Consider the following 13832-nt stretch of genomic DNA (forward strand, 5'->3'; position numbering starts at 1 on the left):
GGCCACAGAGGCCCTTTTTTAGTTCGTTTTCTCAATTTCATAAATCGTATCGTTGATCGTATAGAATGTAATTTTATCATTTTTATATAGACTGCGTAGGGTAAGAGCTGTATTCCCCTTGTGTACATAGACCGTATCAGCCAGCTTGTAATTATATAGCCCTTTCACGAGATATAAATAGTTGCTGTTACTAATATAATCAAAAGTACCGCTTTCCTTCGTCATTACGTTAAAGGTTTTCTCCCCATCAACCTTATTCTGAAGTTCTACGCGATCACCTACTGCAAGGTTGCTTAAGCTATTGTATTTTTTGGAGTTCACTAATATTTGATCATTTCTCCCGAAAGAAATGGTAGAAGAGTCTCCCTTAAAGTTTTCTACAGTGATCTCGTTTTTAGTCGCGTTGATTGCAGTGATAATCCCCTTCACCTGTGGAATAACTTCAATGCTCTTTAAATCATTCCCCAAATAAGTGACACGAAGTAAATCATCTTCTTGAATATCTTCAATATCCGCTCTGGTTAACCCTGGTACAATCAATCTCACCTTGGAATCCAAATACAGGTTGCTTTCATCCCCGTCTTCATCTTCCACACGAATCTTATCACTGCTTGTCGATACACTGTCTACTTTAAAATCAAATTCCTTCCGTACATCGATTTCCAAAACATAATTCTCGTTGTCCACTTCGACCCGAACATAATCATTGCGGCGAATATCATCTAGATCTGCACGTCTTTCATCTTCGATATTCACATCATAGTCTTCGTCAATGATATAGTTTTTCTGTTCATTGAAAGCGGTGGCCAATCGTAACAAACGACGATCCGGATCAATCGACAGAACCGTTCCTTCAATCCGGTTATCCAGTTCAAGGAAGAAAATCTTGTCATTATATAATTGAACCTTTGCACTCATTCCCCGCTTGATCTGACTCAAACTTGGCTTACTTACATCGTTAATATAGAGTTCATAGCTATCGTCGAACTTGTAAGATACCAATCCATCCTTTGTTTTAATAAAGAGTTTTTCTTCATCAGCCGATAACCCATCAACTGTTCCTTCGATGTAATTATCAAAGAATGGGTCATCTGTCCGATCTGAAGCCGTTCGGTTCGTCACTTCAATAGAGGTTATCTCGCCTTTTTTCACTTGAGCTACGATCTTATCTCCTGCGTCAAGATCAAGTATAGAAGCTCTAGTCATGCCCGAAAGTTGAATGTCCACATCATCCCCGATCGGATAGGCTTTGTACCCGCCATCCGTTGTTTTAAAAGTAAGGAGGGACCCATCCGGAGAAACCTGTGCAACCGTACCTTCCTCAACAATCGTTTTGACCTTGATCGTTTCTATTAAATTATCATAAACTTCTACTTCAATTTCCATCCCCTTGCGCAGATCATTGAGACCTGATTTCCGTTGATCAGGGTAAACTACCGAAACAAGAGAGCTGATCGGATAAAGTTGTGGAATCTTGTTTTCCGTTAGCAGGGTGAGCTGGCCATTCTTCAGATCGATTTCATAGATTGTACCAGAATTGGAAGGTGCCATAGCTCCCAAGGAACGAGTGATAGAAACGACCTTTCCATTTAGCATCGATAATTCGATTTGATCATTTTCGGTTAAGTCTTTTAAAGTAATAAAGGCTCCATCGCTAGAACGAACGGCTACCTGGTCACTAAAGGTGTACGTGGTATCTACATCATCGACCCGAACGATGAGCGAATTTAATTCAGGATAATTTTTAATCAAGGTTCCATTGATTGTCTCCGTTGCCGCTGTGGTACTATCCTGGATCTCGATGTAGGTGGCCACCGGACTTCCCATAATAACAACAGACTGTTGATTTCGAAGATCTGCTTGTTCTACTCTTTCATTATTTTTAAATACCATTGTACGTGCATTAAGCTGGAAGGATTTCAAGCCAGTTTTGGTTTGCAGCGTCAATTCATCGCCATTAAAGGAAGCTATCTGGCCACTCCATTGTTCCCCGGCAGTTTGCGGAAGATACTGATCGGAACGACTTAAAAGCGCAGCCAATTGGACACGAGTCACCGGTTGATTTGGGTTAAAATTATAGCTTCCGTCCTTATTAGGCACTCCATTAATCAAACCGTATGTATCAGATGCAGCCAGTTTGACATAATCTTCTGCCCACGCATCAATTCGATCTTTATCTGCAAAATTACTAGTCAGCGCAGTATAACGAGTGATCTCGTCTTCTTTGCCAATCATTCTTACGAGCAATTGAGCAATCCATTCGCGTGTCGCAGCGGCACTGCCCATAAAGCGGCTCTCCTCTTCAATTCGCAGTAAACGATATTTATCCGCAACAGCTACATAGGGCTTAGCCCATTCTGCTACAGCACGATAATCTAATTGATAGTTAGCCATATTATAGCTGTCTACTTCCGCTTGCAGGCCAAGAGAACGAAGTACCATAACAAGGGCCTCTTGCTGGGAAACAGACATATTTGGCTTGAAATACCCTTGATCATCCCCCTCAACAATCCCCCGCATGGACATTTTGGCTACATCTTTCAAAGCCCAATTCTGGATCGCCTGTAAATCCTTAAAATTCAGGCCTGCTCCGTCGGCATTGTCAGCATATACGGCACTAGTCCCAATTCCGTTCACCCCGCATGCCATGGAAATTGCCAGGAGGCTTGAAACACATTTCGTCACTTTCTTTCTCATGATGAATGCTCCTCTCCTTATATATAAATTTTAAATTTAATCATGAACAAAAAAAGAAAAAGAGGGAAATTATCCCTCTTCTTACCCTTCGACACCGTTATACAGTTTTCCTGTTAAAAATGAAAAAAAGCTCGGATTTTAACGTTTAAAGTTCCATTCATGCTTTCCATAACGTTCAACGACCAGTTGGTTAGCAAGCTCTTCTTCTTCTATGGTCAGTGTACCCGGGACTAATTCGATCGAGAGCCCCTCTTCAAAACCTTTAAAGAAGGCCTCTGTTGCTTCCTGGAGAGAAACTTTCCGATCACTCACATGGTTAATGGCCACAGCCTTTTGCAGGAACGAGTCTTTCATTCTTTGCCGAAGGCGATCCGATGAAAAATGGAGCAGGTTGAACAACTTATCCACATCCATATTAAGAAGAATCGACCCATGCTGCAGAATTGTCCCTCTTTGCCTCGTTTGCGCGCTGCCCGCTACCTTTTTCCCTTCCACAACAAGTTCGTACCAGGAAGGGGAATCAAAGCAAGCTGCGGAGCCCATAGAGGCATACTTTTCCTTCTCTTCCTCTGAAGCCAGTGAAACCATCTCCGCTTGCAGTCCCAGTTGCTGAAACCCTTTTAACAACCCATTGCTAATCACACGATAAGCCTCATTAACCTGAGAAGGCATCCCCGGATAATTCTCCGAAACCACAACACTATAGGTCAACTCCTGATCATGGAGTACCGCCCTACCACCTGTTGGCCTACGCACAAAACCGAGTCCATACTCCTCCACCTTTTCGATGATCACTTCCTTCTCGGCTTTTTGAAAATACCCAATAGAAAGCGTTGCCGGATCCCATGTGTAAAAACGCAAGGTGGGAGGGGTTCCCCCTTGGCTGTGGACATTCAAGATTGCCTCATCTATTGCCATATTCATTGCAGGTGACAGCGCACCCGAGTCTATAAACCGCCACTTTAGACGTTCGCTCATATATACATCCCCTTGGTGGGGTGTCGATTGAATAGCTGGGGGGTAGGTCTTTCCTTAGCTCGGCAGCTCAGACCCAATAGCGGAAAACTTTTCCGTTATTTCATCTTTTCCCCTTGGATTCTCCATGATAACGGAAATTTTTTCCGCTATTCTTGGTTTGTCCGACCATGATGGGACCGTTCTGACCCAATAACGGAAAACTTTTCCGTTATTTCACCTTTTCCCATTGGATTTCCTATGATAACGGAAATTTTTTCCGCTATTCTTGGTTTCTCAGACCACGATGGGACTGTTCTGACCCAATAGCGGAAAACTTTTCCGTTATTTCACCTTTTCTATTCATCGACAACCCTTTTTTCCATTATAACCCCAATGTACCGTAATTCGCCCATTCGCGCAAACCAGCACGAATCAAATAGGAGGGCGAGGATAACTTTCCCTGAGCCATCCTCCACCATAAAAAGGCTCCTCCCATGGGAGAAGCCCTTCACTAGCCTGATCCAGTGCCTACCGCTTATACCGCAAAATCGGTTTCCGTGCCGCCGTTACCTCATCTAAACGTGTGACTACGGTGTGGTGCGGCGCTTCCTGGACGATCTCAGGATTTTCCTCTGCCTCACGGGCGATTTGGATCATGACCTCAATAAATTCATCGAGGGTTTCTTTCGATTCGGTTTCCGTCGGTTCAATCATCATGCACTCCTCTACGATCAACGGGAAGTAGATCGTCGGCGGGTGGTAACCGAAATCAAGTAGCCGTTTGGCGATATCCAATGTGCGAACTCCTAGCTTTTTCTGGCGGCGGCCAGACAAAACGAACTCATGCTTGCAGACCTGATCATATGGAAGATCGTAGTAAGGAGCGAGTCTTCGCATCATGTAATTGGCGTTCAAAACAGCTTCCTCGGAGACTCGCCGCAATCCTTGCGGTCCCATGGAACGAATATAGACATAAGCGCGAACATTGATTCCGAAATTCCCATAATACGCCTTAACCCGCCCAATGGAATCAGGTCTTTCATCATCCAAGCAGTACGAATCACCAGCTTTCACGACCAACGGAGCTGGAAGAAAAGAAGCCAATTCCTTCTTACACCCAACAGGTCCAGAGCCTGGGCCGCCGCCGCCGTGTGGCCCTGTAAAGGTTTTGTGGAGATTCAAATGAACCACATCAAATCCCATATCTCCTGGACGGGCAATCCCAAGAATGGCATTCGCATTGGCTCCATCATAATAGAGAAGTCCTCCCGCCGCATGAACGATCTCGGCGATTTCTATGATTTGCTGTTCAAACAAACCAAGGGTACTTGGGTTTGTCATCATAAAAGCGGCAGTATCCGGTCCGACAACCTGGCGCAGCTCATCCAGGTCGACCCCACCCCTCTTATTAGAGGAAATCGTGATCGTTTCTAACCCGGCAACTGATGCACTTGCGGGATTAGTGCCATGCGCGGTATCTGGGACAATCACCTTCGTCCGTTTTTCCCCCCGGCTCTCATGATAAGCGCGGATCATCATGAGGGCCGTCCATTCCCCTTGTGCTCCTGCGGCCGGTTGCAAGGTTACATAATCCATGCCTGTGATTTCTTCTAATTCAGATTGCAAACCATACATTAACTGCAAAGCGCCTTGAATCGTTTCTTCCGCTTGATACGGGTGGATCTTTGCAAAGCCCGGATATCTGGCAACATCCTCATTTATTTTCGGATTGTACTTCATTGTACAAGAGCCAAGCGGATAGAACCCTGAATCAATTCCGTGATTTCGATTAGATAGTTCCGTATAATGCCGAATCAACTGGAGCTCAGAGACCTCGGGAAGCGCTGCCGGTGCCTCTCGGATGAACTCTGTCGGGAACACATCGGTCAGATCCACTTCGGGAACATCGCATTCTGGCAAACTGTAGGCAAACCTCCCCGGTCTACTCATTTCAAAAATTAGCGCTTTTTCCATGTTTTTAACCACGGATGATCCCCTCCAATCCCTTTACCAACGAATCAATCTCTTCTTTTGTCCGGCTTTCCGTCACCGCAATCAGCATATGTCCCGCTAATTCCGGAAAATCTCTGCCTAGATCATAACCACCCACAATCTTTTCCTTCAACAAAAGCCGATTTACTTCACCAACGGGCCTCGGCAATTTAACGACAAATTCATTAAACACAGGAACGGAAAAGGGGATCTCTACCCCAAGCTCAGCAACTCTCTTTTTCGCGTATTGCGTTTTCTGTATATTTAGGAGGGCCATTTCCTGTACACCGTGCCTACCCAAGGCGGTCATCGCAACAGATGCAGCCAGGGCATTCAATGCCTGATTTGAACAAATATTTGATGTCGCCTTTTCCCGGCGAATATGTTGTTCACGAGCTTGCAGGGTCAATACATACCCCCGCTTGCCATTTTGATCTGTCGTTTGCCCGACAATTCTACCGGGGATTTTTCTCATCAGCTTTTCTCTGACAGAAAAGTAGCCACAAGTCGGTCCACCAAGCTGCATCGGAATGCCAAACGGCTGTGCATCTCCGACGACAATATCTGCACCAAATTTTCCTGGAGGCTCAAGTACCCCTAATGCCAATGGATTCGAAGAAACAACCAATAACCCTTTGTGTTTATGAGCAATCTCTTCAATCGCACGCAAATCCTCAATCGAACCGAAAAAATTGGGATATTGCACAATGACAGCCGCAGTATGTTCATCACTTGCCGCATCAAGCGCCTGGAGATCTGTGACCCCATTCACGATGTCAATCTCCACCACCTCATACCCTTGCCCTTTTCCGTTTACTTTCAGAATCGATCGGGCTTCTGGATGGACTGCTTTAGATACCAGTACTTTTTTTCCGGCTGCCCCGCCGACCGCCAAGTTTGCTGCCTCTGATACTGCCGTTGGTCCATCATACATGGAGGAATTGGCCACTTCCATTCCGGTTAATTCACAAATCATCGTCTGGAACTCAAAAATAGCTTGGAGTTCCCCCTGACTGATTTCCGGTTGATAAGGTGTATAAGCTGTATAAAACTCCGAACGGGAGATCACATGATTAACGGTGCTCGGAATATAATGGTCGTAAATCCCTGCCCCCAAAAAATAAGCATATTCCTGACTGTTTACATTTTGGTTTGTTAAGCTATTAAAATAACGAACAATCTCGGGTTCCGACAACGCTTCAGGAATGTTCAATTCCCCTTTAAAACGAACATTCTCGGGAATATCTGAAAACAACTCTTCTACACTTTCAATCCCGAGGAATGTTAACATTTCCTTTTTATCTTCCCAAGTCATTGGAAGGTAACGGTATTTCACTTTGACTCCCCCTTAACAAAAGTATCGTATTCTTCATTACTCCAAAGTGCGGCAGAGTCGCTTGATTCAAGCACAGCCACCCAGCCCTGATCAAGTGGATTACGGTTTAGCAAATCTGGTTCCTCCATAAGCCGGAGGTTAATCTCACTGACTAAACCATTTAAGGGGGCATATAGATCTGTAACGGTCTTTGCTGTTTCAACTGTTCCAATCGCTTGACCCGCTTGAACCCTCTCCCCTTTCACAGGCAGTTCAACCGCAATCACTTCCCCCAAGCGCTCGATGGCAAAAGGAGTAAGACCTATACGGTAGGTTCGAGACCCGATTTTCTCTATCCATATATGTTCCCTAGAAAATCTTTTTTCTGTCATTTACTTGCCTCGCTTGTAAAAAGGGGTCTTCACCACAACCGCCTTCAGTCTTTTTCCGCGAATCTCTACTTCCAATTCAGTCCCTATCCCCGCAAATTCGACCTCAACTAAAACCAATCCAATATTTTTCTTCAGTGTTGGGGACTGTGTACCCGTTGTGACTTCGCCTATCTTTTTATCATTTACATAAACAGGATAGTGAGTCCTCGGAATCCCCCGTTCAATCATTTCGATCCCAACAAGCTTTCTTGATACGCCTTCCGATTTTTGCTTCAATAAGGCAGATTTCCCTATAAAATCAACCTCTTTATCCAGTTTGACAGCAAATCCTACCCCCGCTTCCAAAGGGGAGATCTGTTCAGATAACTCTTGCCCATATAACGGTAACCTAGCCTCGAACCGAAGCGTATCGCGTGCGCCTAAGCCGCAGGGAAGGATTCCTTCTGCTTTGCCCGCTTCAAGAATCTTATTCCACAGCTGGACAGCATCCTCAGGGTTGCAGTAAATCTCAAATCCATCCTCTCCTGTATAACCTGAACGAGATAACAGAACCTGGAAACCCGCTAATCGAACTTCGGAAAATTGGAAGAACTTTAATTGGGATAGATCCATATCGGTTAATTTTCCTAAGATCTCTTCCGATCGCGGCCCTTGTATGGCAAGCAGGGCTGTTTGCTCTGAAACATTTACCAGTTCCGCATTTTCCTGAAGATGCCGCTTCATCCAGGCGAAATCAGTATCTAGGTTGGCAGCATTGACAACGAGAAGAAAACAATCGTCTGCTTTTTTATAAACTAAAAGATCATCGACCGTTCCTCCATTTTCATAACACATTATGGAATATTGAATGGCGCCGGTTTGCAGTTTAGAAGCATCATTTGTGGTGATCTTCTGGACAAAGGCTAACGCCTCAGGACCTTGCACTTCAATTTCTCCCATATGGGATACATCAAATAATCCCGTTCTGTTCCGAACGGCTTCGTGCTCCTCCTTAATGCTTGAAAATTGAACAGGTAATTCCCATCCTCCGAAATCAATCGTTTTCGCACCATAAGCTTGATATACCGGGAATAACGGAGTTCTTTTCAGGTCAGACATCCAGCTACCTCCATTTTTTTAAATTTTCACACTAAAAAATACACCAAAAAAGGACAGACGTAGAGTATGTTTCCCCTACACTCTGTCCTTGTTACCTGAGAGATTTACCCCTTGGGTGGCCTTCTGGCGCTCTCCAGAGTTGCGTCTGATAGAAGTTCTTTTGCCTGAGAGATTCACCTTTCACGGCTTGCTCCTTCGGCGCTGCGTCACAGTCTCTCCCTCTATCTTCATTCGCTAATGTATGATTTCTTGTAAATTGTAGAATGCTATTTCATAAACTCTTTTTTTCTTTATGTATTTTACCCTATTCCGCAAAATAATTTACTTTTCTAAGATATCTTACCACATTTTTTTAAAAATGGGAATATAAGAAAAGCTTCTATTGAAGCCCACTCGAAGAAGAGGTATCCCTCTTTAGAGGAAGCTTTACATGCCGATAGGAAAGTTTGTTCTTTTCAACACTTTAGTGAACTTAAACTTTCCTATGCGGATAAGCTTCCCTCTTGAACTGGAAGGGAGTTAGGCGAAATGAAAGTCCCTATACATTTTGACCGGGAATGGGTCCCGGAATTAAAAAAACGCATGAAAGAAGATGGTCCTTGGAATAAGTGGGAACTATTTCAATTGGCCTACCAAGCCGAGGAAACCTCCATCGTCTCCGATTTTGGCGAACTTCAATGCCTTAAACATCTTCCTGCATTGGATCCCTTTCCTCACCAATTGGAGACTGCAAAACGGGTCATCTCGGAAATGCATGGCAGGGCGATTTTGGCAGATGAAGTAGGGTTGGGAAAAACCATCGAGGCTGGGCTCATTATTAAGGAATATATGGTAAGGGGATTAGCAAAAAAAATTCTTATACTAGTTCCAGCTTCTCTCGTTGTCCAATGGTCAAGAGAATTGAATCAAAAGTTTGGCATCCCCGCTGTAGCCCAGAAAAAAGAATATATGTGGAGGCAATATGATGTTGTGATTGCCTCGATCGATACAGCGAAGAGGGAGCCGCACCGCGGGCATGTATTAGATCAGGATTACGATATTCTCATTATTGATGAGGCCCATAAATTAAAGAATAAAAACACTGTGAACTATCAATTTATCAAGGAAATCAAAAAGAAATACTGCCTTCTTCTCACCGCAACACCGATCCAAAATGATTTAGATGAACTATATAACCTGATTACTCTGCTAAAGCCTGGATATCTTGGCCAATCTGCAGATTTTCAAAAGAATTATGTGGAAAGTAAAAGGCAAGCTAGAAACCACGAAGTTCTTCAAGAAGAATTGAAAGATATTATGGTTCGCAACACAAGATCTGAAGGCGGGCTCTTTTTTACTAAGCGTTTTGTGGAAACCGTTCCGGTTGAACTTTCCGAAATGGAGTGGGAACTTTACCATGGTGTCACGAATTTCGTCAAGGAACAATACCAAAACACATTCTTTAAAAATCCCTTGGCTTTAATCACCCTGCAGCGTGAGGTTTGCAGCAGCCGTTTTGCTGCTTTTGATACCTTGGTGAATATGCATAATCGCTTACCTGAAGATTCTCCTGCGAGAATGAAGGTTGTTGAATTAGCAGAATTAATACGGGCGATCAAAAAAAATGCCAAAGCCGAAAAAACGCTTGAACTGATCCAATCATTTAATGATAAAGCGATCATCTTTACCGAATACCGCAAGACACAGGAATATTTACACCATTATTTGGCTGAGAACGGAATCAGTTCGGTGATGTTTCGCGGCGGCTTCAAACGGAATAAAAAGGATTGGATGACTGAGTTATTCGAGAATCGAGCGCAAGTTCTGATTGCCACGGAAGCTGGCGGTGAAGGAATTAATCTGCAATTTTGCAATCGCATTATTAATTTTGATATGCCATGGAATCCCATGCGTGTGGAACAGCGAATCGGCCGTGTTCATCGCCTAGGTCAGAAGCGTGATGTATATATCTACAATTTATCAACCTCCGGAACCATTGAGGAGCATATCCTTAATTTACTATATGAAAAAATCAATATGTTTGAGATGGTCATCGGCGAACTAGATACCATTGTAGAACGCCTAAGGTTAAATAAATCAATTGAAAGCAACCTAATCGATATTGTATTGGAATCAGAAACGGAACGAGAAGTACAGATCAAAATCAATAATATCGGAGAAGTCATTCGTATGCAGATGAACGAAAATAATCTTGCCGAAGGAATGGAACAGCTATGAATCAACAGGAAATTCGTAACTATATCGAAACCTATTTCAGAGCTTTTGACAGTCCTTTTATTACCGAAACTCCATCCTATTTTACGGTGCAACTCCCAGTTGAAGTGGATAAGGATCTTGGGAACCGACCTTTTTACTGGTCCTATGTGGAGAAAATCGGCATTGAGCCCAATCCGCTCCAGCTGACTTTTGTCTTTGAGCCTGATTCCCTTCCGGAAGGTTTGAGAGGAGAAGAGCTTCCATATGGCTCGCGAAGACTGCATCAGATTTTTGATTCGGCAAAAAAGCATGGGAAATTCGTCCGCCTCTACGAAGACACAGAAAACCCTGTCGGACGCCCTCGCTCCTCCTTTCCTCTCGTTCCATGGCTTGGAGTGAATTATAAAGCTGAATTTATTTGTGACCAAAAAAAAGACATGCTTCTCTCGCTTGGCATCAACCTTATTTCAGGATCCGTAGTAGCTGATTTTTACCAAACGGTTCAATCCCTTGCCCTAACCCCGAAGCTTCCGGACTACACCTTTACGATGCAGCCGATCTTTGGTATTGATTCAGCGGTGGAAAGGATAGAGGCCTATATTTCGCGTGAATTGGAGCAGCATGATACAAAATGGGCCGAATACGCACTAAAACGACTTGAGGAAGAAAAAGCACTTGTCGAATCCTACTATGGTGAAGAAGCCAATCGCCAAGAGTCGACGGAAGAACAGGAAAGCGAGCGTTTGGAAAAACAGCGGAAGCTGTTAGTTGAAAAAAATACACGATTACAGGAATTAGCCTGGCAATTCGAACCACGCATTCAGGTCTCAGCGTTAAATATTGGTTTGTTTTATTTGCGGACACCCCTTCCCTCCTAGTCAATCCTTGTCGTTTCAGATCATATTTGAAGGAAAAAAAAACAGGGTTTGGCGACATAGAGCAACAAAAATTGTAAGAATATTCTCGTATAGTGGACTTATGCTATTTTTAGGGGGGAAAATATGAACAGATGGTTGATCCTATGTTGTCTTTTGGGTGTGCTAGCTTTTCCATTAATGGGACAAGCTGAGACCTGGGAAGATAGCTTTGAGAAGCAAATAAAACAGTGGACACAAGAATTGGCTGCCCATGATCAACGTTTCACAGCATTTGCCGATGCCGAATGGGAGCAACAAGCATTAGGTCCTAACTCCCGACAATGGTTGGTAACCTTCCTATCTCAGAATAAAAAGTTGGGATATATGATCATAGAGGATGGCGGTCAAGGATTTGCTTTATTAGAATACGGTCTAGGAGAATACACCTTATTTGAACAGCCGTTGCTCGAATCACTTCGGGTAGATCCAAATAAGACAATCTATGCAGGATTGGAGTCCGTGTGGGATATAAATGATCGTCTATTTGACGCAAAATCGGGGGAACAATACCCTGCAGAATCCCGCGTGTTAGCTAAAGAGATTCCATCTGATGTGGAAAAAGGGGCTTCTTTGGAGAAATCCTTTCATTTGGAGAATGTGGGAAACGGTGCTGAATTTTCCTGGGTCTATCCCTCCGAGAGCGTTGAAGGAAAAGAAATGGTAATGAAAGAAATTGAGGATTCCAACCTCACCCTGCTCGCTTATTTATTTGAAGAAACAGTCAGAGCGCCATTTCCGATTGTCGGCTACCATTTATGGGATAAAGACCTTTTTTTAGAACTTGACGATTACGGAAGCCGTTATGTTTCCTATAGATATGCAATGGAAATTGGGGATATCTTTTAGGGGGAGGGGGACTTGATCGCATCTGGTGGTCAGGTCCCACTTTAGTAAACTACAACTTTCCTAAAAGGTAAAAAAGAGGGTTTTAATGGCAAATAGAGGATTCTGTGTCTGCTTTGGCATAAAGAAGGACAAATCTCAGGAGGTTTCCCCGCGAAATATCCTTCCTAACGTTCAGCGACCTCACCATTCACTCCATATCCTTCGCCTTCTTCTTCCGAAAGACCATGCGAAGGGCCAATGGGATCATTCCGAACCAGTGGGTGCTGCCTCTGCGTTTCATCCTTTTTTTACGTTCGTTTTTTGGCGTATCGATGTACTTGACGAATTCTTGGGTTATATATTTGACAATATCATTGGAGGACATAGAGCTCCCCTTCTTTCAGTACTTATAGCCTTAGTTTAACCCAAATTAAATCCAGTCAATCCTTTTGTTTATTTCTCCTTTTAATTCCGCAACAATTTCCTCTATGGTTTTGCCATCTGTTTGGATTTGAATTTGGGCAAAATCATATACACCCTTCCGTTCATCCACTAGGGTATTTACCCGTTCCACTAGGTTTCCTTCGAGTAAAGGACGGTTTTGATCCATTTTCACCCGCTCAATGATGGTTTCTGCAGTTGCTTGCAAAGCGATCACAAGCCCGTTTTCAACCATAATTCTTCGATTATCCTCCCGTAAAGGTGCCCCTCCACCGGTCATTACGATCTGGCAGTCACCTTGGAGAATGGTTGTTAGTGACTCTGTTTCCATTTGGCGAAATTTTTCCTCACCGTATTCTTTAAAAATAAATGGGATCGTCATACCGTAATGGTTTACGAGCCATTGGTCACAATCAACCTGGTGCCAATTGGTCAGGTTTGCAAGTGCTTGTCCCACAGTGGTCTTTCCTGTCCCCATTAATCCAATTAAGATTAAATTTTTCTTCATTTTTGAAACTCCATCCCGGTGAATTTTCATTCATTATATCGAAATTCCACCTATTTTTCATCTGTTTTCGTAAACAAACAAAAGGAGGGATGTACTCTCCCTCAATTCCCCCCGCGATGCCAATGAACCCACTGTTCTGCTATAGAGTCATACGACGCAAAGATAGTATCCTTATAGGATGGTGCAGAGGTTCCTTCCGAAACAAACTCTAATCCATCAACCCCATTCTCTGTACATTGAACCTTCACACTCCCGTCAGAAAGTTCAAAAATCATTTCCCTGGGAATTTCCGGGTTCTCTTTCCATTTCTCAACCGCTAAGAGCAACCCAGCCTCTGCATTCATTCTCGCCTGTAGTTTTCCCCATTCATTCTGTGTCATCTGATGACTAGCTGAAAGATAAGGATAAAGCCAAAGCACGGTCATCCAAATGACTGCAGCAAGAAAAATAAGAAGTATCGCTGCGGATCCCTTTTCTTCACGTATCATACGTTC

The 13832-nt window shown here is 43.7% G+C and carries 12 protein-coding genes and 1 riboswitch; of the genes, 3 read left to right on the forward strand and 9 right to left on the reverse strand.

The features are described from left to right. Nucleotides 1-18 precede the first annotated feature (18 nt). The 6 genes from J2Z37_RS13760 to gcvT all read right to left on the reverse strand — a co-directional run bounded on the left by J2Z37_RS13760 (nucleotide 19) and on the right by gcvT (nucleotide 8451). Nucleotides 19-2697 (reverse strand): S-layer homology domain-containing protein, encoded by a 2679-nt coding sequence (locus J2Z37_RS13760; RefSeq protein ID WP_209810852.1) that lies wholly within the window; start codon nucleotides 2695-2697, stop codon nucleotides 19-21. Between the two features lie 138 nt (nucleotides 2698-2835). Further along, complete coding sequence (locus J2Z37_RS13765; RefSeq protein ID WP_209810853.1) at nucleotides 2836-3675, reverse strand: lipoate--protein ligase family protein; 840 nt, start codon at nucleotides 3673-3675, stop codon at nucleotides 2836-2838. A gap of 507 nt (nucleotides 3676-4182) precedes the next feature. Beyond that, complete coding sequence (gene gcvPB, locus J2Z37_RS13770) at nucleotides 4183-5628, reverse strand: aminomethyl-transferring glycine dehydrogenase subunit GcvPB (protein ID WP_209810975.1); 1446 nt, start codon at nucleotides 5626-5628, stop codon at nucleotides 4183-4185. 4 nt (nucleotides 5629-5632) lie between these two features. After that, the gene (gene gcvPA / locus J2Z37_RS13775) at nucleotides 5633-6982 is read right to left on the reverse strand and encodes an aminomethyl-transferring glycine dehydrogenase subunit GcvPA (RefSeq protein ID WP_209810854.1); all 1350 of its coding nucleotides are present in this window, start codon (nucleotides 6980-6982) and stop codon (nucleotides 5633-5635) included. Then, nucleotides 6979-7353 carry a glycine cleavage system protein H gene (locus J2Z37_RS13780; RefSeq protein WP_209810855.1) on the reverse strand — a complete coding sequence of 125 codons (375 nt, stop codon included), beginning with the start codon at nucleotides 7351-7353 and terminating at the stop codon, nucleotides 6979-6981. The genes gcvPA and J2Z37_RS13780 overlap by 4 nt, the downstream gene beginning before the upstream one ends. Continuing rightward, nucleotides 7354-8451 carry a glycine cleavage system aminomethyltransferase GcvT gene (gene gcvT / locus J2Z37_RS13785; protein WP_209810856.1) on the reverse strand — a complete coding sequence of 366 codons (1098 nt, stop codon included), beginning with the start codon at nucleotides 8449-8451 and terminating at the stop codon, nucleotides 7354-7356. It abuts the gene before it with no gap. Between the two features lie 142 nt (nucleotides 8452-8593). Further along, a riboswitch (glycine riboswitch) is annotated at nucleotides 8594-8682 on the reverse strand. 297 nt (nucleotides 8683-8979) lie between these two features. Here gcvT and J2Z37_RS13790 point away from each other — a divergent pair. The 3 genes from J2Z37_RS13790 to J2Z37_RS13800 all read left to right on the forward strand — a co-directional run bounded on the left by J2Z37_RS13790 (nucleotide 8980) and on the right by J2Z37_RS13800 (nucleotide 12410). Continuing rightward, complete coding sequence (locus J2Z37_RS13790) at nucleotides 8980-10668, forward strand: DEAD/DEAH box helicase (protein WP_209810857.1); 1689 nt, start codon at nucleotides 8980-8982, stop codon at nucleotides 10666-10668. Next, a complete protein-coding gene (locus tag J2Z37_RS13795) occupies nucleotides 10665-11525 on the forward strand; it encodes a YqhG family protein (RefSeq protein ID WP_209810858.1) in 861 nt (286 codons plus the stop codon). The genes J2Z37_RS13790 and J2Z37_RS13795 overlap by 4 nt, the downstream gene beginning before the upstream one ends. Nucleotides 11526-11648: 123 nt before the next feature. Further along, nucleotides 11649-12410 carry a hypothetical protein gene (locus J2Z37_RS13800; protein WP_209810859.1) on the forward strand — a complete coding sequence of 254 codons (762 nt, stop codon included), beginning with the start codon at nucleotides 11649-11651 and terminating at the stop codon, nucleotides 12408-12410. A gap of 187 nt (nucleotides 12411-12597) precedes the next feature. Here the strand turns inward: J2Z37_RS13800 and J2Z37_RS13805 are convergent, their stop codons facing one another. The 3 genes from J2Z37_RS13805 to J2Z37_RS13815 form a co-directional block, all read right to left on the reverse strand. After that, a complete protein-coding gene (locus tag J2Z37_RS13805) occupies nucleotides 12598-12774 on the reverse strand; it encodes a YqzE family protein (protein WP_209810860.1) in 177 nt (58 codons plus the stop codon). 45 nt (nucleotides 12775-12819) lie between these two features. Next, nucleotides 12820-13338 (reverse strand): shikimate kinase, encoded by a 519-nt coding sequence (locus tag J2Z37_RS13810; RefSeq protein WP_209810861.1) that lies wholly within the window; start codon nucleotides 13336-13338, stop codon nucleotides 12820-12822. A 101-nt stretch (nucleotides 13339-13439) separates the two neighbouring features. After that, nucleotides 13440-13826 carry a hypothetical protein gene (locus J2Z37_RS13815; protein ID WP_209810862.1) on the reverse strand — a complete coding sequence of 129 codons (387 nt, stop codon included), beginning with the start codon at nucleotides 13824-13826 and terminating at the stop codon, nucleotides 13440-13442. Nucleotides 13827-13832: the final 6 nt, after the last annotated feature.

Origin of the sequence: Ammoniphilus resinae (genome assembly GCF_017873965.1) — a bacterium.
Classification (GTDB): domain Bacteria; phylum Bacillota; class Bacilli; order Aneurinibacillales; family RAOX-1; genus Ammoniphilus_A; species Ammoniphilus_A resinae.

What these genes read in the sequence shown, in the direction of transcription:
- J2Z37_RS13760 (WP_209810852.1), bottom strand. Translation starts at nt 2,697, where the DNA reads ATGAGAAAGAAAGTGACGAAATGTGTTTCAAGCCTCCTGGCAATTTCC.
- J2Z37_RS13765 (WP_209810853.1), bottom strand. Translation starts at nt 3,675, where the DNA reads ATGAGCGAACGTCTAAAGTGGCGGTTTATAGACTCGGGTGCGCTGTCA.
- gcvPB (WP_209810975.1), bottom strand. Translation starts at nt 5,628, where the DNA reads ATGGAAAAAGCGCTAATTTTTGAAATGAGTAGACCGGGGAGGTTTGCC.
- J2Z37_RS13780 (WP_209810855.1), bottom strand. Translation starts at nt 7,353, where the DNA reads ATGACAGAAAAAAGATTTTCTAGGGAACATATATGGATAGAGAAAATC.
- gcvT (WP_209810856.1), bottom strand. Translation starts at nt 8,451, where the DNA reads ATGTCTGACCTGAAAAGAACTCCGTTATTCCCGGTATATCAAGCTTAT.
- J2Z37_RS13790 (WP_209810857.1), top strand. Translation starts at nt 8,980, where the DNA reads ATGAAAGTCCCTATACATTTTGACCGGGAATGGGTCCCGGAATTAAAA.
- J2Z37_RS13795 (WP_209810858.1), top strand. Translation starts at nt 10,665, where the DNA reads ATGAATCAACAGGAAATTCGTAACTATATCGAAACCTATTTCAGAGCT.
- J2Z37_RS13800 (WP_209810859.1), top strand. Translation starts at nt 11,649, where the DNA reads ATGAACAGATGGTTGATCCTATGTTGTCTTTTGGGTGTGCTAGCTTTT.
- J2Z37_RS13805 (WP_209810860.1), bottom strand. Translation starts at nt 12,774, where the DNA reads ATGTCCTCCAATGATATTGTCAAATATATAACCCAAGAATTCGTCAAG.
- J2Z37_RS13810 (WP_209810861.1), bottom strand. Translation starts at nt 13,338, where the DNA reads ATGAAGAAAAATTTAATCTTAATTGGATTAATGGGGACAGGAAAGACC.
- J2Z37_RS13815 (WP_209810862.1), bottom strand. Translation starts at nt 13,826, where the DNA reads ATGATACGTGAAGAAAAGGGATCCGCAGCGATACTTCTTATTTTTCTT.